Annotated in this window: 18 protein-coding genes; 13 read left to right on the forward strand and 5 right to left on the reverse strand. The window is 54.8% G+C overall.

Going from position 1 to position 20,086, the window contains the following annotated elements; genetic code table 11:
- Nucleotides 1–88: 88 nt before the first annotated feature.
- Nucleotides 89–883 carry an enhanced serine sensitivity protein SseB gene (gene sseB / locus DCH402_RS05355; protein WP_040000221.1) on the forward strand — a complete coding sequence of 265 codons (795 nt, stop codon included), beginning with the start codon at nt 89–91 and terminating at the stop codon, nt 881–883.
- Nucleotides 884–1,214: 331 nt separating this feature from the next.
- Here the strand turns inward: sseB and sseA are convergent, their stop codons facing one another.
- Complete coding sequence (gene sseA / locus DCH402_RS05360) at nt 1,215–2,069, reverse strand: 3-mercaptopyruvate sulfurtransferase (protein ID WP_040000222.1); 855 nt, start codon at nt 2,067–2,069, stop codon at nt 1,215–1,217.
- A 479-nt stretch (nt 2,070–2,548) separates the two neighbouring features.
- Here sseA and ndk point away from each other — a divergent pair, with 479 nt between their 5' ends.
- The 10 genes from ndk to DCH402_RS05410 all read left to right on the forward strand — a co-directional run bounded on the left by ndk (nt 2,549) and on the right by DCH402_RS05410 (nt 12,633).
- Nucleotides 2,549–2,980 carry a nucleoside-diphosphate kinase gene (gene ndk, locus DCH402_RS05365; protein WP_012768864.1) on the forward strand — a complete coding sequence of 144 codons (432 nt, stop codon included), beginning with the start codon at nt 2,549–2,551 and terminating at the stop codon, nt 2,978–2,980.
- Nucleotides 2,981–3,148: 168 nt separating this feature from the next.
- Complete coding sequence (locus DCH402_RS05370) at nt 3,149–4,327, forward strand: bifunctional tRNA (adenosine(37)-C2)-methyltransferase TrmG/ribosomal RNA large subunit methyltransferase RlmN (RefSeq protein WP_040000224.1); 1,179 nt, start codon at nt 3,149–3,151, stop codon at nt 4,325–4,327.
- Nucleotides 4,328–4,527: 200 nt separating this feature from the next.
- Nucleotides 4,528–5,283 (forward strand): type IV pilus biogenesis/stability protein PilW, encoded by a 756-nt coding sequence (gene pilW, locus DCH402_RS05375; RefSeq protein WP_040000226.1) that lies wholly within the window; start codon nt 4,528–4,530, stop codon nt 5,281–5,283.
- The gene (gene rodZ, locus DCH402_RS05380) at nt 5,273–6,250 is read left to right on the forward strand and encodes a cytoskeleton protein RodZ (RefSeq protein ID WP_040000228.1); all 978 of its coding nucleotides are present in this window, start codon (nt 5,273–5,275) and stop codon (nt 6,248–6,250) included. Before pilW ends, rodZ begins: the two co-directional genes overlap by 11 nt.
- A gap of 36 nt (nt 6,251–6,286) precedes the next feature.
- The gene (gene ispG, locus DCH402_RS05385; RefSeq protein WP_012768868.1) at nt 6,287–7,408 is read left to right on the forward strand and encodes a flavodoxin-dependent (E)-4-hydroxy-3-methylbut-2-enyl-diphosphate synthase; all 1,122 of its coding nucleotides are present in this window, start codon (nt 6,287–6,289) and stop codon (nt 7,406–7,408) included.
- Between the two features lie 152 nt (nt 7,409–7,560).
- Nucleotides 7,561–8,835 (forward strand): histidine--tRNA ligase, encoded by a 1,275-nt coding sequence (gene hisS / locus DCH402_RS05390; RefSeq protein WP_040000229.1) that lies wholly within the window; start codon nt 7,561–7,563, stop codon nt 8,833–8,835.
- A 13-nt stretch (nt 8,836–8,848) separates the two neighbouring features.
- Nucleotides 8,849–9,469 (forward strand): YfgM family protein, encoded by a 621-nt coding sequence (locus DCH402_RS05395; RefSeq protein ID WP_040000230.1) that lies wholly within the window; start codon nt 8,849–8,851, stop codon nt 9,467–9,469.
- Nucleotides 9,470–9,479: 10 nt separating this feature from the next.
- On the forward strand, nt 9,480–10,661 hold the full coding sequence (gene bamB / locus DCH402_RS05400; protein WP_040000231.1) for an outer membrane protein assembly factor BamB: 1,182 nt from the start codon (nt 9,480–9,482) through the stop codon (nt 10,659–10,661).
- A 140-nt stretch (nt 10,662–10,801) separates the two neighbouring features.
- A complete protein-coding gene (gene der / locus DCH402_RS05405) occupies nt 10,802–12,295 on the forward strand; it encodes a ribosome biogenesis GTPase Der (RefSeq protein WP_040000232.1) in 1,494 nt (497 codons plus the stop codon).
- A gap of 77 nt (nt 12,296–12,372) precedes the next feature.
- On the forward strand, nt 12,373–12,633 hold the full coding sequence (locus DCH402_RS05410; RefSeq protein ID WP_040000233.1) for a zinc ribbon domain-containing protein: 261 nt from the start codon (nt 12,373–12,375) through the stop codon (nt 12,631–12,633).
- A gap of 3 nt (nt 12,634–12,636) precedes the next feature.
- Here the strand turns inward: DCH402_RS05410 and DCH402_RS05415 are convergent, their stop codons facing one another.
- The 3 genes from DCH402_RS05415 to xseA all read right to left on the reverse strand — a co-directional run bounded on the left by DCH402_RS05415 (nt 12,637) and on the right by xseA (nt 15,509).
- The gene (locus tag DCH402_RS05415; RefSeq protein ID WP_040000234.1) at nt 12,637–13,005 is read right to left on the reverse strand and encodes a protealysin inhibitor emfourin; all 369 of its coding nucleotides are present in this window, start codon (nt 13,003–13,005) and stop codon (nt 12,637–12,639) included.
- The gene (locus tag DCH402_RS05420) at nt 12,986–14,035 is read right to left on the reverse strand and encodes a M4 family metallopeptidase (RefSeq protein WP_040000235.1); all 1,050 of its coding nucleotides are present in this window, start codon (nt 14,033–14,035) and stop codon (nt 12,986–12,988) included. Before DCH402_RS05420 ends, DCH402_RS05415 begins: the two co-directional genes overlap by 20 nt.
- Nucleotides 14,036–14,117: 82 nt before the next feature.
- Nucleotides 14,118–15,509: an exodeoxyribonuclease VII large subunit gene (gene xseA, locus DCH402_RS05425; protein ID WP_050583264.1), complete on the reverse strand. Its 1,392-nt coding sequence runs from the start codon at nt 15,507–15,509 to the stop codon at nt 14,118–14,120.
- Between the two features lie 172 nt (nt 15,510–15,681).
- On the opposite strand from xseA, the gene guaB reads away from it, so the two are divergent.
- Together guaB and guaA are read left to right on the forward strand one after the other, a co-directional pair.
- On the forward strand, nt 15,682–17,145 hold the full coding sequence (gene guaB / locus DCH402_RS05430; protein ID WP_040000236.1) for an IMP dehydrogenase: 1,464 nt from the start codon (nt 15,682–15,684) through the stop codon (nt 17,143–17,145).
- Between the two features lie 87 nt (nt 17,146–17,232).
- On the forward strand, nt 17,233–18,810 hold the full coding sequence (gene guaA, locus DCH402_RS05435) for a glutamine-hydrolyzing GMP synthase (RefSeq protein ID WP_040000237.1): 1,578 nt from the start codon (nt 17,233–17,235) through the stop codon (nt 18,808–18,810).
- Nucleotides 18,811–19,391: 581 nt separating this feature from the next.
- Here the strand turns inward: guaA and DCH402_RS05445 are convergent.
- Nucleotides 19,392–20,039: a TetR/AcrR family transcriptional regulator gene (locus DCH402_RS05445; protein ID WP_040000238.1), complete on the reverse strand. Its 648-nt coding sequence runs from the start codon at nt 20,037–20,039 to the stop codon at nt 19,392–19,394.
- Nucleotides 20,040–20,086: the final 47 nt, after the last annotated feature.

Below are 20,086 nucleotides of genomic sequence, written 5' to 3' on the forward strand. Positions count from 1 at the left end.
TCAGGCTATATGAAGACGACAACAAGGAGCCGATGTTCCCTGTTGTCGTTACTGTGCTTACCGCTGACGTTAAGCGTTGAGGAGCGTTATGGAGTTTTCACCCCACAATCGGCTGGAAGAGGTGTTAAAGCTGGCCGCATCGGAACCGGCGCATCGGCCTGAGTTTTTCAGCGAACTGCTGGAAGCGACGGTGTATGTGCTGGGCCACAGCGAAGAAGAGATGTCTGGCGAAAGCAGCCTGCAGGCAGGCGGCGAGCTGCAATTGCAGCACTGGGAAAAACCGGACGGTGATTCCGCCATTCCGTTTTTTTCTTCGCTGGAGGCATTGCAACTGGCGGTGACCGACGAACAGGCATTTCTGGCGTTGCCAGTCAGAACTCTGTTCGATATCACCCGTGGTGCCACGTTGTTTCTCAATCCGAAGCTGCCATATGGCAAAGAATTTTTGCCGCAGGAGATCGAACACCTGTTGTCCAGTGAGGGGAGTGGTCTGGTGCAACAGCATCTTCTGGATGGCGACGCCGAACTAAAAATCGGCATTCCGGCTGAGATGCCGACCCAGATGATTGATTCTCTGACTCAGTTGTTCAGTAAGCACCGCAACGTAAAACGGGCGTTTCTGGCGCAGCTCCAGGAACCGGATGAAGATCAGCCGCACTTACTGATCGGTCTGGATGTGTATGGCGACGATCTGGACGAGTTGATTCAGGCAACCGGATCGGTGGCGACGGATACCCAGCCGGATGACCGCCCGATCGATATTTGTCTGGTGAATAATGACGAACCCGGCATCAGTCACTTTTTAATTCGCCACACCACGCCGTTTTATGAGCGCAAATGGGGAAGTTTCCTGCGCGAATTCAAAAATGGCGGCCAGGCATAGCCGGTTGTAAATAATAGCCGGTTGTAAATAAATGCATTACAAGTAAAAACGGCGCAGGCAGGGTTGCCTTGCGCCGTTTTTTTATTGGTTAATCATCCCCTGTACGGCGGCTATACCCGTCATACTTCAAGTTGCAGGTGCGTTGGCTTTATTACTCGGCCCATCCTGGGGCCTCGCCCTTTCAGGGCCGCAGCAAGCTGCGTTCAAATCTGCTCCCGGCAGATTTGTCGCTCACCCCAGTCACTTACTTGAGTAAGCTCCCGGGGATTCGCTGCGTCGCCGTCTTCCTGCAACTCGAATTATTTTGGGTATATTCATCTATAACGACCGGTCAACCGGTAACGACAGGCACGTCGTCGCGCGCGCCCCATTCGCTCCAGGAACCGTCGTAGAGCGAAACCTGCGGCGCATTGAGCACAAACAACGCCAGCATCACCACCGATGCGGTCACACCGGAGCCGCAACTGGCGACAATCGGGCGTTGGATATCGACGCCAGCCTGATGAAAGATAGCCGCCAGTTCGTCTGCCGGTTTTAGCGCGCCATTTTCAACCAGCAGGTTCCAGGGAACGTTGAAGCTCCCCGGAATATGACCGCGACGCAGCCCCGGCCGGGGTTCATCCACCTCACCGAGAAAGCGAGGCGCGGGGCGGGCATCGACAATTTGCTCATCGCCGGTACGGCAAAGGGCCAGCACGTCATTAAGAGAGCAAATAGCGCCGACGGCAGGCGGTTTGGCGTGGAATTCACTGGCGGTTGGCGACACATCGCCCTGTTCCAACGGCAGCCCTTGCTGCTTCCAGCCTGATAGTCCGCCACTGAGGATCGAAATGCGCGAAGCGCCCGAAAGCCTCAGCATCCACCAGGCCCGTGGTGCGGAAAACAGGTTGCCTTCATCGTAAATCACCAGATGCTGCCGTTCGTTGAGCCCCAGCTTGCCCAATGCGTCAGCAAAGGTGGTGATGTTCGGCATCATGTGCGGCAGCGCGGTGTGGTGGTCTGAAAGGGATTCGATATCAAAAAATACGGCGCCTGGCAGATGCTCCGCCTGGTATTCGGCGGCGATATCGCGCGTATCGTTGCCCGGCGGCAACATACGGGCATCAATCAGGGCGATATCATCATCGTGACGATGTGCATTCAGCCAGGACGCGCTAACAAACAGTCCGGCGGTGGATGTAGACATAAAACCTCCCCGTATGAGCCGACTCTTCGACTCTGAATGAGCAATATAGGGCATTGTCTGGAATATTTCTGCCTCCGGCAACACGTCTGGCATTGATGTACAGCCTGAATCCATCCTGTTATATACATATAGGGGAATAGGCTAAATTTTTTTTACGAAAATGTTATTTTCCTGATGGGAAAGTCATGGCGGTCCCTCTATAATCTGCGCCACTTTACACTGGCTGGTATTATAATTTTATCTATGCCCGTCATACTTCATGTTGCAGATGCGTTGGCTTTCTTACTCGGCCCATCAATAGGTCTCGCCCTATACGGGCCGCTGCAAGCAGCGTTCAAATCGGCGAGTGCCGATTTGTCGCTCACCCTGGTCACTTACTGATGTAAGCTCCCAGGGATTCGCTGCGTCGCCGCCTTTCTGCAACTCGAATTATTTAGGGTATAACCAGCTGTTATGACATGTTGTTGGATGAGGCCAATATGACGGTAGAACGTACCTTCTCTATTATCAAACCGAACGCAGTTGCCAAAAACGCGATTGGCGCAATTTACGCCCGTTTTGAAAGCGCGGGTTTCACCATTATCGCTTCTAAAATGCTGCATCTGAGCCGTGAGCAGGCGGAAGGTTTTTACGCTGAGCACAAAGGCAAACCGTTTTTTGACGGCCTTGTTGATTTCATGACGTCCGGTCCGATCATGGTGCAGGTGTTGCAGGCTGAGAACGCCGTACAACGTAACCGTGACATCATGGGCGCCACCAATCCGGCCAACGCACTGGCGGGTACGCTGCGTGCGGATTATGCCGACAGCTTTACTGCAAATGCGGTGCACGGTTCTGATTCTATTGAATCAGCCGAGCGTGAAATCGCTTACTTCTTCAGCGCGGACGAAATCTTCCCGCGTAGCCGCTAATTTGGGCGAAACATCCCTTCCTCGGTAAAAAATGCAACTGAGGTAGCGCCGGTGTTATAAAATTTGTACAATGCCGCGCCCTGGGTGAGCACGCGCTTAGCCGGGGCGTTTCTTTATCCGTTTCCCTTTCGCGCCATAACGTGTAACAACGAGGCCATGAGTCAAATTATGTCTGAGCAAACCGTATCTCCCGTCGTTGCTGTGTCCGACGCTATCGCCGTTGCCGCCAATAGCAATGAAAAAATCAACCTGTTGGATTTCAATCGTCAGCAAATGCGCGCTTTTTTTGCCGAACTGGGTGAAAAGCCGTTCCGCGCCGATCAGGTCATGAAATGGATCTATCATTACTGTTGTGATGATTTTAATCAGATGACCGACATTAATAAGGTGCTGCGCGGCAAGTTGCAGGCGATCGCGGAGATTCGGGCGCCGGAAGTGGTGGATGAGCAACGCTCTTCCGATGGCACCATCAAGTGGGCGATTCTGGTTGACGGCCAGCGTGTGGAGACGGTGTATATTCCGGAAGAAGATCGCGCCACACTGTGCGTTTCTTCGCAGGTTGGTTGCGCGCTGGAGTGCAAATTCTGTTCTACCGCGCAACAGGGTTTTAACCGCAACCTGCGTGTATCCGAAATTATCGGGCAGGTATGGCGTGCGGCGAAAATCATCGGCGCGGCTAAAGTGACGGGGCAGCGGCCTATCACCAACGTGGTGATGATGGGGATGGGAGAACCGTTGCTGAACCTGACCAACGTGGTGCCGGCGATGGAAATCATGCTGGATGATTTTGGTTTCGGCTTGTCTAAACGCCGCGTGACGCTGTCAACGTCCGGCGTAGTCCCTGCACTGGATAAGTTGGGCGACATGATCGATGTAGCGCTGGCGATTTCCCTGCACGCGCCGACGGATGAAATTCGTAACGAAATCATGCCGATCAATAAAAAGTATGATATCGAAACTTTCCTGGCTGCGGTCCGTCGTTATCTGGAGAAGTCCAATGCCAATCAGGGGCGGGTGACGGTGGAATACGTGATGCTGGATCACATCAACGACGGCACCGAGCATGCCCATCAGTTAGCTGAGTGTCTGAAAGATACGCCGTGCAAGATCAATCTGATTCCGTGGAACCCGTTCCCCGGCGCGCCTTATGGCCGCAGCTCCAACAGCCGTGTCGATCGTTTTTCCAAGGTACTGATGGAGTATGGTTTCACCACTATCGTGCGTAAGACCCGTGGCGATGATATCGATGCCGCTTGTGGTCAACTGGCGGGTGAAGTGGTGGATCGTACCAAGCGTACGCTGAAGAAAAAGATGCAACACGATACGATTGCGGTAAAAACCGTCTGAAAGTGATGTGAAATCAACCTGCTTTCTTCGGAAAGCAGGTGATAAATACGGTTGCGGGGCTTATCATACGGTATGGTCGATGATGACCTGCCGGTAAACGTGTCGCTCGGGTTATCGGCGGCAGGCTGTTACGACGAACGGATCTCGATGACATGCCGCGGATTTGACGTGCCGGGATGGCGCGTAAGGGAGTATCAGGGATGAAAGGGATATCGCTGGGTAAGAACGTAGCGCTGATGGCAATCATTGGGCTGTTGGTTGGGTGTGCGCACTCGTCATCGAGGTCGAGCAGTCCTGCGGCAGCGCAAACGCGGTTGCAACTGGGGTTAGAGTATCTGGCCCGCAATCATCTTGATGCCGCGCGCGAGAATTTGCAAAAAGCAGAACAGCTTGCACCGGATGATTACCGCATCCAGCTAGGCATGGCGTTGTACGAGCAGCGTATTGGTGAGAATCAGGCTGCTGAAAAGCGCTATCGCCGCCTGTTGCGACAGGCACCCGCCAATGGCGGCGTGATGAATAATTACGGTGCGTTTCTCTGTGGTTTAGGGCAGTATGTAGCGGCGCAACAGCAGTTTGCTGCTGCCGCGCAACTGTCTGATTACCATCAGGTTGCTGATGCACTTGAGAATGCGGGATATTGTTTTCTCAAGGCCGGGCGACCCGATGATGCCGGTCAGTGGTTTAGTCGTGCGCTGAGGTACGATCCTGCTAAAGGAAATCGGCTTCTGGCGGAAGCGGATAGCCGTTTCGCCGCCGGGCGCCATGATCAGGTGCGATTGCTCCTGAATGTTTATCAGTCACAGCTTCCGGCAACGGCTGAAAGTGTGTGGCTACAGATTCGTTTCGCCGCGCTGGCGGGTCATCATGACGAAGTACAACGTTATGGAGGGGTGCTGGCGCGAAGTTTTCCACAATCTAAACAGTACCAGCAGTTCTTAGCTAATGAATACTGAAGCCACTCAAGATAATACTGCAGCAACAATAATGACCCCGGGTGAACGTTTGCGTGAAGCGCGCGAGCAGTTGGGACTCACCCAACAGGTTGTTGCCGAACGGTTGTGCCTGAAAGTATCGACCGTTCGTGAAATAGAAGATAACAATACGCCTGCTGGCCTTGCCCCCACTTTCCTTCGTGGTTATATCCGCTCCTATGCCCGACTGGTTCACCTTCCTGAAGATGAATTGCTGCCGATGCTGGAAAAGCAGGTTATGCCAAGCCGCGTTTCCAATGTCGCGCCGATGCAGAGCCTGGCATTAGGTAAAAGCCGTAAGAAGCGCGATGGTTGGTTGATGTTGTTTACCTGGTTGATTTTGCTCGGCGTATTGGGCTTGACGGTGGCCTGGTGGTGGCAGAATCACCAAGCACAGCAGCAGGAAATTAATTCGATGGTGGATCACGCCAACGCGTCTCAGGACCGTAAAGACGGGCAGGCCGGCGATGCAAATAGTGATCCGGAGCCGGTAGATACCGACGACAATGTCGCAACCGGTGGGCAATCTATCGCATTGAACTCGCCTGCGGCGGTGCCGTCACAGTCGGCCGCCACCCCACAAGCGGACAGCGGCGCGGCGTCTTCGTCTCAGGCACCCGCGCAGGCTTCTGAACAGCGATTGCTCAACCAGGCGGCTACTGCTCCGGCCAGCGCTGCGCCGGCAACGGATGCGTCAGGTGCGCCGGGGGCTATCGTGATGCGCTTTACCGCGGATTGCTGGCTGGAAGTGGTTGATGCGGCGGGCAAGAAGCTGTTCAGCGGCGTACAGCGTAGCGGCAGTACGTTGAATTTGACCGGCCAGGCGCCGTACCGGTTAAAAATCGGTGCGCCGGGCGCGGTACAGGTCGAGTTTCAGGGTAAACCGGTAGATTTGAGCCGGTTTGTCAAAAGCCATCAGGTGGCTCGTATTACGCTGACGGCAGAGTAAAGGTGTCGTCGCGCTGGCAATTGTGGAGAAGAAGTGATGCATAATCCTGCACCCATCAACCGTCGCAAATCAACCCGAATTTACGTCGGCAAGGTGCCTGTCGGTGATGGTGCGCCGATTGCAGTGCAGTCGATGACCAATACCCGCACTACCGATGTCGACGCCACCGTCAGGCAGATCAAGTCGCTGGAGCGAGTGGGTGTGGATATCGTGCGGGTGTCGGTGCCGACAATGGATGCCGCTGAAGCATTTCGTCTGATTAAGCAACAAGTGGACGTCCCGTTGGTCGCGGATATCCATTTTGATTACCGTATTGCGCTTAAAGTGGCGGAGTATGGCGTCGATTGCCTGCGCATTAACCCCGGTAACATCGGCAGCGAAGAACGCATTCGTTCGGTGGTGGACTGTGCGCGCGACAAAAATATTCCGATCCGCATCGGCGTCAACGCCGGTTCGCTGGAAAAGGATCTGCAGGAAAAATATGGTGAGCCGACGCCGGAAGCGCTGCTGGAATCCGCCATGCGTCATGTGGATATCCTCGATCGCCTTAATTTTTCTTCGTTCAAGGTTAGCGTTAAAGCGTCGGACGTGTTTCTGGCGGTGCAATCCTATCGTTTGCTGGCGTCTCGCATCGATCAGCCGCTGCACCTGGGGATTACCGAAGCGGGCGGCGCGCGCAGCGGCGCGGTGAAATCCGCCATCGGCCTTGGGTTGTTGCTTTCCGAAGGTATCGGCGACACTCTGCGGGTCTCGCTGGCGGCCGACCCGGTAGAAGAAGTCAAAGTGGGTTTCGACATCCTCAAGTCTTTGCGTATCCGTTCCCGCGGCATCAACTTTATTGCCTGCCCGACCTGTTCTCGTCAGGAATTCGACGTGATCGGCACGGTGAATGCGCTGGAACAGCGGCTGGAAGACATCATTACACCGATGGATGTGTCGATCATCGGTTGTGTGGTCAATGGCCCTGGCGAAGCGTTGGTGTCGACATTGGGCGTGACCGGCGGCAATAAAAAAAGCGGCTTTTACGAAGACGGTGTTCGTCAGAAAGAGCGCTTTGACAACGATAATATGATCGATCAACTGGAAGCCCGGATCCGAGCCAAGGCCTCTATGCTGGATGAGAAACAGCGTATCGCCGTCAATATGGTGGATAAGTGATCCATTCGGCCTGGACGCTGTCCGGTACGAATTCCTGAACTGAAGCACCCGATGATGGCGGCAACGACATTGAAGAGATTGCGTCGTTGCTCCTATAATCGGGTCTATTTTTTAACAGCGCATTACTTTCTGAAAACGCATAGAGAACTGACGTGGCAAAGAATATTCAAGCCATCCGTGGCATGAACGACTACCTGCCAGCCGAAACGGCACTGTGGCAGCGTATTGAAGATAGCCTGAAACAGGTACTCCGCGGGTACGGCTATAGCGAAATTCGTACACCGATCGTTGAGCAGACTTCGCTGTTCAAACGTGCAATCGGCGAAGTGACCGATGTGGTTGAAAAGGAAATGTACACTTTTGAGGACCGCAACGGCGATAGCCTGACTTTGCGTCCTGAAAATACCGCGGGGTGCGTGCGCGCCGGGATTGAGCACGGCATTTTGTACAACCAGGAGCAGCGCCTGTGGTATACCGGGCCGATGTTCCGTCATGAACGTCCGCAGAAAGGGCGTTATCGCCAGTTCCATCAGTTGGGTTGTGAAGTGTTTGGTCTGAAAGGGCCGGATATCGATGCAGAAATGATCCTGATGACCGCTCGCTGGTGGCGAGTGTTGGGGATTGATCAGCATGTCAGTCTGGAACTGAACTCGATCGGCTCGCTGGATGCGCGCGCCCGCTACCGTGAAGCGCTGATTGCCTTCCTGGAACAGCATAAAGACCAACTGGATGAAGATTGTCTGCGCCGGATGTATAACAATCCGTTGCGTGTACTGGACTCCAAGAACGCGCAGGTACAAGCGTTGCTGGATAACGCACCGGTGCTGACTGATTATCTTGATGACGACTCTCGCGCGCATTTCGATGAATTGTGTGAACTTTTAACTGAGTCTGGCATCCCATATAAGGTTAATCCGCGGCTGGTTCGTGGGCTGGACTACTACAACCGGACGGTTTTTGAGTGGGTGACCAGCAGTCTGGGATCTCAGGGAACGGTGTGTGGCGGCGGTCGCTATGACGGCATGGTTGAACAGCTTGGCGGCTCAAGCACCCCGGCGGTAGGATTTGCTATGGGACTGGAGCGTCTGGTGCTGTTGGTGCAGACGGTCAATCCGGCGTTTGCAGCGCAACCTGGCGTGGATGCGTATTTGATTTCATCCGGTGTCGGCACGCAGCATGCGGCGATTAAACTGGCGGAAAAAGTGCGTGATGCGTTGCCGCAGTTGACGTTGATGACTAACTATGGCGGCGGTAATTTCAAGAAACAGTTTGCTCGCGCGGACAAGAGTGGGGCGCGGGTCGCGCTGGTACTGGGTGAAACCGAAGTGGCTACCGGACAGGTAGTACTGAAAAACCTGACCAGCGGCGAACAGGAAACCCTGTCTCAGGCGGACGTAGCAGCGCGTCTGGCGGCGTTACTGAATTAAGGAGAAAGGCAGCGTGGAAGTTTATACCACTGAAAACGAACAAGTAGAGGTGATTCGCCGCTTCTTCGTCGAGAATGGCAAGGCGTTGGCTATCGGTGTCGTGCTGGGAATCGGCGCTCTGGTCGGCTGGCGTTTCTGGCAGAATCATCAGGAAAGTAGCGCGATGGCGGCTTCCGCCGCCTATCAACAAGCCACCGAAGCATTGTCTGCCGGTACGCCGGAAGGTATCAATAGTGCCGAAAAATTCATCACCGGCGATCATGGCAATTATGGCGCATTGGCTTCGCTGGCGCTGGCGCATCAGTTCGTTGAAAAAAACGATATCGCTAAAGCCGAACAGCAGCTTCGTCAGGCGTTGGGCCAAACCAAAGACGGCGACTTGCAGGCGATGATCAACCTGCGTCTGGCTCGTGTGCTGTTGCAGCAGAAGAAGCCTGATGAGGCGTTGAAAGCGCTTGATGCTATCAAGCTGGAAGGTTGGGTGGCGATGGTGGCTGATGTCCGTGGCGATGTATTGGCGAGCAAAGGCGACACTCAGGGCGCACGCGACGCTTATAACAAAGGCATGGCAGCGAAACCCGCTCAGGGATTGCAATCTCTGTTGCGTCTCAAACTGAATAATCTGCCCAGCTAAGAGGGACTTCATGCAATTGCGTAAAACACTTTGGGTCGGACTGGTTTCCATCACGCTGCTGAGCGGCTGTTCGCTGTTCGATCGCGAGGAGGATGTCGTCAAAATGTCTCCTCTGCCGCAGGTAACTAACCAGTTTACCCCTACCAAAGTCTGGAGTCGTTCCGTTGGCGGCGGCACGGGGGAGTTTTACTCCAACCTGCGCCCGATCTGGCAGGATAGCCGTGTCTATGCGGCTGATCGTCACGGTACGGTGAAAGCGCTGGATATCAATAGCGGTGAAGAGAAGTGGCGTGCCGATCTGGCGGAGAAAACCGGCCTGCTATCCAGCAATCGTCCGGCTTTGTTGTCGGGCGGCGTTTCCGTATCGGGTAACCATGTTTATGTCGGTAGCGAACGGGCGCAGCTTTTTGCTCTGAACGCTGACGACGGTTCCTTGCAGTGGCAAACCAAAGTCGCGGGTGAAGTGTTGTCGAGCCCGGCGGTCAGCGACGGCATGGTGATTATTCACACCAGTAACGGCATGTTGCAGGCGCTCAGTGAATCCGACGGCACCATCAAGTGGACCGTAAACCTGGATATGCCGTCGTTGTCGTTGCGCGGCGAATCGTCGCCGACAGCGGCGTTTGGGGCGGCGATTGTCGGCGGCGACAATGGTCGCGTGAGCGCAGTGATGATCAATCAGGGGCAGTTGATTTGGCAGCAGCGTATCTCCCAACCGGGCGGTGCGACGGAAATTGCCCGTCTGAACGATGTCGACACCACGCCGGTCGTGGCGGGCAACGTGGTATATGCTCTGGGTTATAATGGTAATTTGACGGCACTGGATCTGCGTTCCGGACAGATTACCTGGAAGCGCGAAATTGGTTCGATAAACGATTTTATTGTTGATGGCGATCGTATTTATCTGGTGGATCAGGATGATCGCATCACTGCGCTGAACACCAACGGCGGTGTTGTTATCTGGCGGCAGGGCGACCTTTTGCATCGGAACCTGACGGCGCCGGCGTTGTACAATGGCTATCTGGTCGTCGGCGATGCCGAAGGCTATCTGCACTGGGTGAATACCACCGACGGTCGTTTTGTGGTTCAGCAGAAAGTGGACGGTTCCGGTCTGTTGAGTAAACCGGTGGTTGCCAGCGATAAACTGTTGCTGCAAGCCAAAGATGGCGAGGTTTACGCCTTTACTCGTTAACCGTTCCGCATGATCGGGACAGATGGTGAATCCGTCGTCCCTGTAACGGCTCCTGATGCTGTCAGGGGCCGTTTCGTCTTTTATCATCAGCAGATCTTTCTGCTGTAACGAATTGAAATATAAGCAATGAGGTTGCAACAATGATACCTGTCGTCGCGCTGGTCGGGCGCCCGAATGTGGGGAAATCCACGCTGTTTAATCGCTTAACGCGTACCCGTGACGCATTAGTGGCGGATTTCCCTGGGCTGACGCGTGACCGCAAGTATGGTCGTGCCGAGGTGGAAGGGAATGAGTTCATCATTATCGATACCGGCGGTATTGACGGTACTGAAGATGGTGTGGAAACACGCATGGCCGAACAGTCGCTATTGGCGATTGAAGAAGCGGATATCGTGTTGTTCCTGGTGGACGCCCGTGACGGCCTGATGCCGGCGGATCATGCCATTGCCCAGCATTTACGTACGCGGGAAAAAGACACGTTTCTGGTTGCCAACAAGATTGACGGTATTGATATCGATACGGGGACGGCCGATTTCTATTCGCTTGGTTTGGGTGAGGTCTATCCGATTGCGGCGTCGCATGGCCGTGGCGTGACTGCGTTGCTGGAAAAAGTGCTGTTGCCGTTTGCCGCTGAGCCGGCGCAGGAAGCGCGTGAATTAACTGAAGAAGAAGCAAACGCGGCTTACTGGGCGGAACAACTTGGCGAAGGTGATGACGACGACATTGAAGGCGTCGACGATGACGCGCCTAATCTGGAAGGATTGCCGATCAAACTGGCTATCGTGGGTCGTCCGAATGTCGGCAAGTCGACACTGACCAACCGTATTCTCGGTGAGGAACGGGTGGTGGTATACGACATGCCGGGCACCACGCGCGACAGTATCTATATCCCGATGGAGCGTGATGGCCGCGATTACGTGTTGATCGACACCGCCGGGGTACGCAAGCGCGGCAAGATTACCGATGCAGTGGAAAAATTCTCGGTGATCAAGACATTGCAGGCGATTGAAGATGCCAACGTGGTGTTGCTGGTGATCGATGCCCGCGAAGGGATTTCGGATCAGGATCTGTCGCTGTTGGGCTTTATCCTCAATTCCGGCCGTTCGCTGGTGATTGTGGTAAATAAGTGGGATGGGCTGTCGCAAGAAGTGAAGGAGCAGGTGAAGGAAACCCTCGATCTGCGCCTTGGATTTATCGATTTTGCTCGTATCCACTTTATTTCGGCACTGCACGGCAGCGGCGTGGGCAACTTGTTCGAATCCGTCAACGAAGCGTATGAGTGTTCCACCCGTCGTGTGGGCACCGCGATGCTGACCCGCATCATGCAGATGGCGGTTGATGACCATCAGCCGCCGCTGGTGCGTGGCCGTCGCGTGAAGCTGAAATACGCCCATGCCGGGGGATATAACCCGCCTATCGTGGTGATCCACGGCAATCAGGTCAAAGATCTGCCGGATTCCTACAAGCGCTATCTGATGAACTACTATCGGCGTTCGCTGGATATCATGGGAACGCCAATTCGTATTCAGTTCAAGGAAGGGGAAAACCCGTTCGCCGACAAACGCAATACGTTGACGCCGAATCAGTTGCGCAAACGTAAACGCCTGATGCAGCACATCAAGAAGGGCAAGTAAATTCTGTAGCGGGAAATCAGCAGTCGGGGCGGGAGTGATTCCGCCCCGTTTTTTATACTGCGAACTGGAGGATGAATATGGACGCTTATTGTCCTGGATGTCGGCAACCGATGGTGTGGCGCGGCAACGATCAGCATAACAGCAATGATCAGCACACCAGCAATCAGCAGTATTACTGCGATGCGTGTCAGCGCTATTTCCTGCGTCTGGCGTTGTGCCCGGAATGCGAACAACCAGTGCAAGTGCTGCGAGCCTATGGAGCGGAAAGTTATTTGTGCGCCGGCGGTCATGGGCTGATTTCACGCTCCCGCGTGACCATTCGTTACCAGCCGCAGTAACCGTCAGGAGGTTTGACAGTCATCCAGCCCATTACGCCATAACGCTTCAAGCGCTGATGGCGCGCTCTGTTCGGGGATCAGCAATACCCAGTCGGTTTGGCGGTTATTCTGCGTATTGCAGCAGTGAATGTGGATTCGGTAGTAAAACTGATCGCCGCGACCGGGGGAGTCTGGCTGGCCGGGCTCTTGTGCTGCGGGTAAAGCATCGTGCAGTACGGCTCGAATTTTCTCTTTTTGCGAAGCGGGTACTTCCGCCAGTGTGAAACGACGCAGGCCAGCCAGCCTGGGGATCCAGGCAAAGCCGCCTTCGCGAGCCAGTTCAATGATCACATCATCCGTCAAATCCGGCAGGTTATTCCTGTTCGTGCTCATTGATAATTCCCGTATCAACCCCAACTTGATGCCAGGCCCGCAGTACCGCGTCAGCGACCGCTTCATTGAAGCGTCTTTTTGCGTGTTCTACGGTGAATTTGGCGAAGATGGAGAAATCTGCATTCTGCGGTAGCTCTTTGTCACACAGGGTGTCATACCAGATATGACCGGCTTTTTCCCAGGAATAGCCGCCCAGCGCCATTGCGGCCAGATAAAAAGCACGGTTGGGAATGCCGGAATTCAGATGTACGCCGCCGTTGTCTTCACGGGTATTGACGAAATCCCGCATATGAGCCGGTTGCGGGTCGGTGCCCAGCAATAGATCGTCGTAAGCGGTCCCGGGGCGAGCCATAGAGCGCAAGCCTTTGCCGTCGATATCTTCGGCCAGTAACCCTTCGCCAATAATCCAGTCCGCCTGTTGTACTTTCTGATTGCGGTAGTATTGTTTGACCATGGAGCCAAATACATCCGCGAGCGATTCGTTGAGTGCCCCTGACTGGCGGAAATACAACAGATTGCTCTCACTTTCTATTACGCCGTGCGACAGTTCGTGAGCAACGATATCCAGTGCGATCGTGAAGCGATTGAAGATCTTACCGTCACCGTCGCCAAATACCATCTGCTGACCGTTCCAGAATGCGTTCTGGTAATCCTTGCCGTAGTGCACACTGCCGACTAGCGGTAATCCTTTGTTATCCAATGAATTGCGACCGAAGATTTTCCAGAAGAAGTCATAGGTGATGCCCAGATAATTGTAGGCCTCTTCGGCAGTGATATCGCCGTTTCCTGGCCGGCCTTCCGCCCGAATCCGCTTACCCGGTAATGCTTGCTGGTGCTCTGCATCGTAAATGTCGCGCTGTATATTGCCTGCAGGGTGTTCCTCATGTTCGTCAGGATGAGTGACTGGAGCCACCATCAGCGATTGCACGTGCATCAGAGTGTGTTGCGCGCAACGTCGTTCTTCATCCGAACCATTGTTAATGATGCGGTGCAGAATGTAGGGCGGAATGATGCTACGAGCGGATTGCATACTTCATCTCCTTATGCCTGGCAGTATGGTGCAACATGTTATCAACATTGATCTACCACAGTTACGACACGATAAGTATAGCCTAACCGTTAAATATTTTTTGTCTGGCGTTTGGTGCGTGATTTAGTAGATTCTTTTTTATTTCAGTTACCTGACTCTCTATCCAGCCATCCTGCAACCGGGTTTTCAGGATATCGCCCTTGGTAATCTGAGCGGTTTGTTTCATGACCTTGCCATCCGGGGCGGTGGTGACACTGTAGCCGCGGGCCAGCGTAGCCAATGGGCTGACCGCTTCGAGATGGGAACAGGCTTCGCCAAATCGCTGTTTATGCTGATTAAGTTGTTTTTCCAGCGCGTGTTGCATGCGATAGCGTAATTGTTGTACCTGTTGTTGCGCCCGGTGCAGCCGTGATTGCGGTTGATGTTGTTGCAGCCGCTGGACGAGGCGTTCCCGACGGCGTATCCGCTGGCGCAGTTGCAACTGGATGGCTTCATCCAGACGTTGACGCAGACGAATCAACTGAGTTTGCTGGCGGGCCAGACGCAATTGCGGGTGTTGCTGATGCAGCCGATGCTGCAGCCTGGCGAATTGCTGCTGGCGATGCGCCAGATAATAGTCCATCGCCATTTCCAGCCGCTGGCGTTGGGATTGAATTTGCCGCAGCAACTCCAGTTGGTTACGGCTAACCAGTTCCGCCGCAGCGGAAGGCGTCGGCGCTCGCAGGTCCGCCACAAAATCGGCGATAGTCACATCGGTTTCGTGACCGACCGCGCTGACAATCGGGATACGGCTGGCAAAGATAGCCCGAGCTACCCGTTCATCGTTGAAACTCCACAGGTCTTCCAGCGAGCCGCCGCCGCGGCCGACAATCAACACGTCGCACTCCCGGCGCAGGTTGGCCAGTTCAATGGCCCGCACAATCTGACCGGGGGCATCCACGCCTTGCACCGCCGTCGGGTAGATAACCACAGGCAGAGACGGATCACGGCGTTGCAGGATATGCAAAATATCATGCAGCGCGGCGCCGCTGGCTGAAGTAATGACGCCAACCTGGCGCGCCGGTCTGGGCAGCGATTGCTTATATTGCTGGTCGAATAACCCTTCCGCTGACAGGCGCTGTTTCAACTGCTCGAACTGTTGTTGCAGCAGGCCATCGCCTGCCGGGTGCATACTTTCCGCCAGCAACTGGTAATCGCCACGCGGTTCATACAGCGTAATGGTGGCGCGAATCAGCACTTGCTGGCCGTTTTGCGGCCGAAAGGTCACCCGACGGTTGCTGGTGCGGAACATGGCGCATCGCACCTGAGCGCGTTCATCTTTTAGCGTGAAATACCAATGGCCGGAGGAGGGCTGAGAGAGATTGGAGATTTCGCCGGAAAGCCAGACCTGACCCATTTCACCTTCCAGCAACTGTTTTACCGTCTGATTCAGGCGGCTGACGGTAAATATGGCGGATGAAGGCAATGAAGACATTGTGACCCGGATCAAAGAGTAAAACAGAGAGTTAATCTATCAATACTACCGGCCAATGGGCCGTTCGCAAGCGTTTTTATAAAAAAATGCTGGAGGCAATCGATTTCTGCCTGTATAATGCCGCGGCAATATTTTATCTATTTCCCATCCTAATTTCCGGTGAGATATTGCCATGCTACGAATCGCTAAAGAAGCACTGACCTTCGATGATGTTCTCCTCGTTCCTGCCCATTCCACCGTTCTGCCCAACACGGCCGATCTGAGTACGCAACTGACTCAACGTATCCGTTTGAACATTCCTATGCTGTCTGCCGCGATGGACACCGTGACCGAATCCGGTCTGGCGATTGCGCTGGCACAGGAAGGCGGCCTTGGTTTCATTCATAAGAACATGCCCATTGAGCGTCAGGCGGAAGAAGTTAGCCGCGTGAAGCGTCATGAAAGCGGCGTGGTGGTTGACCCACAGACGGTAACGCCGGAAACAACGCTGCGTGAAGTGAAAGCGCTCACCGAACGTAACGGTTTCGCTGGTTACCCGGTGGTTACGACGGGCAAGGAGCTGGTTGGCATCATTACCGGCCGTGACGTCCGTTTCGTCACTGATCTGGACCGCCCGGTCAGCGCGGTAATGACCCCGAAAGAACGTCTGGTGACGGTCAAGGAAGGCGAAGCCCGCGACGTAGTGCTGCAAAAAATGCACGAGCGCCGCATCGAAAAAGCGCTGGTGGTGGATGCGCAGTTCCGTCTGGTCGGGATGATCACGGTAAAAGATTTCCAGAAAGCCGAGCGTAAGCCGAACGCCTGTAAAGACGAACACGGCCGCCTGCGCGTGGGTGCAGCAGTCGGTGCTGGCGCGGGTAACGAAGAGCGTATCGACGCACTGGTCGCTGCCGGTGTCGATGTATTGCTGATTGACTCCTCCCACGGTCACTCTGAAGGCGTGTTGCAGCGTATTCGCGAAACCCGCGCTAAATATCCGGATTTGCAGATCATCGGCGGTAACGTCGCGACGGGTGCCGGCGCGCGCGCGCTGGCCGACGCCGGTGTCAGTGCCGTGAAAGTGGGGATTGGCCCGGGTTCTATTTGTACGACCCGTATCGTGACTGGCGTGGGTGTACCGCAGATTACGGCGATTGCCGATGCGGTTGATGCGCTGGAAGGCACCGGCATTCCGGTGATTGCCGACGGCGGCATCCGTTTCTCCGGCGACATCGCCAAAGCGATCGCCGCTGGTGCGGCCTGCGTTATGGTCGGTTCCATGCTGGCCGGTACGGAAGAATCGCCGGGCGAGATCGAACTGTATCAGGGCCGTGCGTTCAAATCTTACCGCGGCATGGGGTCACTGGGCGCGATGTCCAAAGGTTCGTCCGACCGTTATTTCCAGTCTGACAATGCGGCCGACAAACTGGTGCCGGAAGGTATCGAAGGTCGCGTGGCTTATAAAGGCCGCCTGAAAGAGATCGTGCACCAGCAGATGGGCGGCCTGCGCTCTTGTATGGGTTTGACCGGTTGTGCGACCATCGATGCGCTGCGCACCAAAGCCGAATTTGTGCGTATCAGCGGCGCCGGTATTCAGGAAAGCCATGTCCATGATGTGACCATCACCAAAGAGTCGCCGAACTATCGCATGGGCTAAGCGCGTTAACGGCTGATTTACTGTTACGAACCCGGTAAACTTGCCGGGTTCGATTTTTCTTTCGCTCCGTAGTGGAATACGCCTCTCATGACAGAAAACATTCATCAACATCGCATTCTTATTCTGGATTTCGGCTCGCAATACACGCAACTGGTGGCACGTCGCGTACGTGAACTGGGCGTATACTGCGAACTGTGGGCATGGGATGTCACCGAAGCGCAAATTCGCGAGTTCAACCCGAATGGCATCATCCTTTCCGGCGGTCCGGAAAGCACCACCGAGTTCAATAGCCCGCGTGCGCCGGAATATGTTTTCCAGGCAGGCGTACCGGTGCTGGGCGTCTGCTATGGCATGCAGACCATGGCGATGCAGTTGGGCGGTAAGGTAGAAGGCTCCAGCGAGCGTGAGTTCGGTTATGCGCAGGTGGAAGTCAAGTCCAGCAGCGCGCTGATCCGCGACATTCAGGATGCCGTCAGCGCCAGCGGTGTACCGTTGCTGGACGTGTGGATGAGCCATGGCGACAAAGTCACCGCTATCCCGGCTGACTTCGTGACTGTTGCCAGTACCGATACTTGCCCGTACGCCATCATGGCGAACGAGGAAAAACGCTTCTATGGTGTGCAATTCCACCCGGAAGTGACCCACACTCGTCAAGGCCAGCGCATGCTGGAGCGGTTTGTGCGCGATATTTGCCAGTGTGACGCGTTGTGGACACCTGCCAAAATCATCGACGACGCGGTTGAACGTATTCGCGTGCAGGTAGGTAAGGATAAGGTGATTCTTGGCCTGTCCGGCGGGGTCGACTCCTCGGTGACGGCACTGTTGCTGCATCGCGCTATTGGCGATCGCCTGACCTGCGTGTTTGTGGACAACGGTCTGCTGCGCCTGAACGAAGCCGAGCAGGTGATGGAGATGTTCGGCGACCAGTTCGGCCTGAACATCGTACATGTTCAGGCGGAAAACCGTTTCCTGTCGGCGCTGGCGGGCATTGATGACCCGGAAGCCAAGCGTAAAACCATCGGCCGCGTCTTCGTTGAGGTATTTGATGAAGAAGCCGGCAAGCTGACCGATGTGAAATGGCTGGCGCAAGGCACCATTTACCCGGACGTGATCGAATCCGCCGCTTCCGCTACCGGCAAAGCGCATGTGATTAAATCGCACCATAACGTCGGCGGTTTGCCGGACGACATGGCGCTGGGGTTGGTTGAGCCGCTGAAAGAGCTGTTCAAAGACGAAGTGCGCAGGATTGGTCTGGAATTGGGCCTGCCGTACAACATGCTGTATCGCCATCCGTTCCCGGGGCCGGGTCTGGGTGTGCGCGTGTTGGGCGAAGTGAAAAAAGAGTATTGTGATTTACTGCGTCGCGCTGATGCTATCTTCATTGAAGAACTGCACAAAGCAGAGCTGTACGATAAAGTCAGCCAGGCGTTCACGGTGTTCCTGCCGGTACGCTCCGTCGGCGTGATGGGCGATGGCCGCAAATACGATTGGGTTGTGTCGCTGCGTGCAGTCGAAACCATCGACTTTATGACTGCGCACTGGGCACACCTGCCGTATGAGTTCCTTGGTCGCGTTTCCAACCGCATTATCAACGAAGTCGACGGCATTTCCCGCGTGGTGTACGACGTATCGGGCAAGCCGCCGGCAACGATCGAGTGGGAGTAAGGTTGATTAATAACTATTTGATTTTGTTTTAAAAAATAGAAAAAGATAGTAATATTTACTACGTTATCAATGGCGTTTTTAATGGCGTACATTGTACGTATGTGAGAGAGCTACATCGATACCATGTCCCGGATAAGGAATGCCGACATGGTATCGAGAACGCTCAGTAGCCGCAGATGTCAGCAGCCACGGTTTGCCAGTCTTCACTATGATGTTGATATGGGTAACTCATCACCATCTGCCTCGCCACTGTTACCCGCAAGCACGCATGGCGTTGTCGACGCCCGATTGGAACCCCCATTTTGTACCATTGTGTGAAGTCCCCTGGCGGCGGTTGAAAAGGGGGGACAGCCCCTAACTGAAGGTTCAGACCCAACAACTGATCACGCGTCAACAGCGTCACATTCTCCATGTCCATGAACGCCCCGGACTGGGCCTGATTATCGGCGTCCGTCATACACCGTGGACTCACCAATGCGACCGAGTTTGCACATGTCCAGATTATCTTTACGCTTGAAACCTGCGTCTTTCATGCAATAGCAGCGCATTAGCCTCACATCGATTGGCAATGCGTCTGCTACTTATCCGCCCGTGTGATCGTTACCACCGTGCGCAGCGATGAACATCTCGACGGCCGACCGGCAGTAGGATTCGATTTCGTTGTCGTCCTCTACTCTTGCCTCATCGAACAGGGCGATTGTCAGGAGGTCGGATCCTTTGATAAGCGCGCCAAACAAGCGGGCGGACCGGAGAGGATCGGGAACGTTCAGTACCGCCTTCGCGTGCAACTGACGCAACAGGGCCTCGATCTGGGCGATGACATAGGCAGCGCCGGCTTCGTAATGGAGCTTGCTTAACGACTTTTGATTCGTCTTGTCGGCCATGATCATGGCTTCGACACTGCGGACTTCCGGGCTCAACAGCGTGCGAAGCAGGGATGATCCCACCGCGATGAGCTGATCTTCGGCCGAACCGCCGACGCTTTCAATAAGGGCCTGTGGTGCAAACTGATGGCAGTGAGCCGCGATGGCTGCGCTGAACAGCGCCTCCTTGTTCTCGAAGTGCCGATAGATGCTTAGCTTGGATATCTTCGCCCGCTGAGCGACCTTGTCCATTGTCGTCGCTTGAAAACCCAGTTCCACAAAGAGTTCGCTCGCGGCGTCGACTATCGTTTGGCCGAGCGCCTCGTTGGCGGGTCGGCCGCGCCGCCCCTGCTTTTTTTCGGTCATGTGAATTCCAGTACTTGACAGTATCTTAATTTCTTAATTATGATACC

It is taken from the genome of Dickeya chrysanthemi NCPPB 402 (assembly GCF_000406105.1).
Lineage (GTDB): Bacteria > Pseudomonadota > Gammaproteobacteria > Enterobacterales > Enterobacteriaceae > Dickeya > Dickeya chrysanthemi.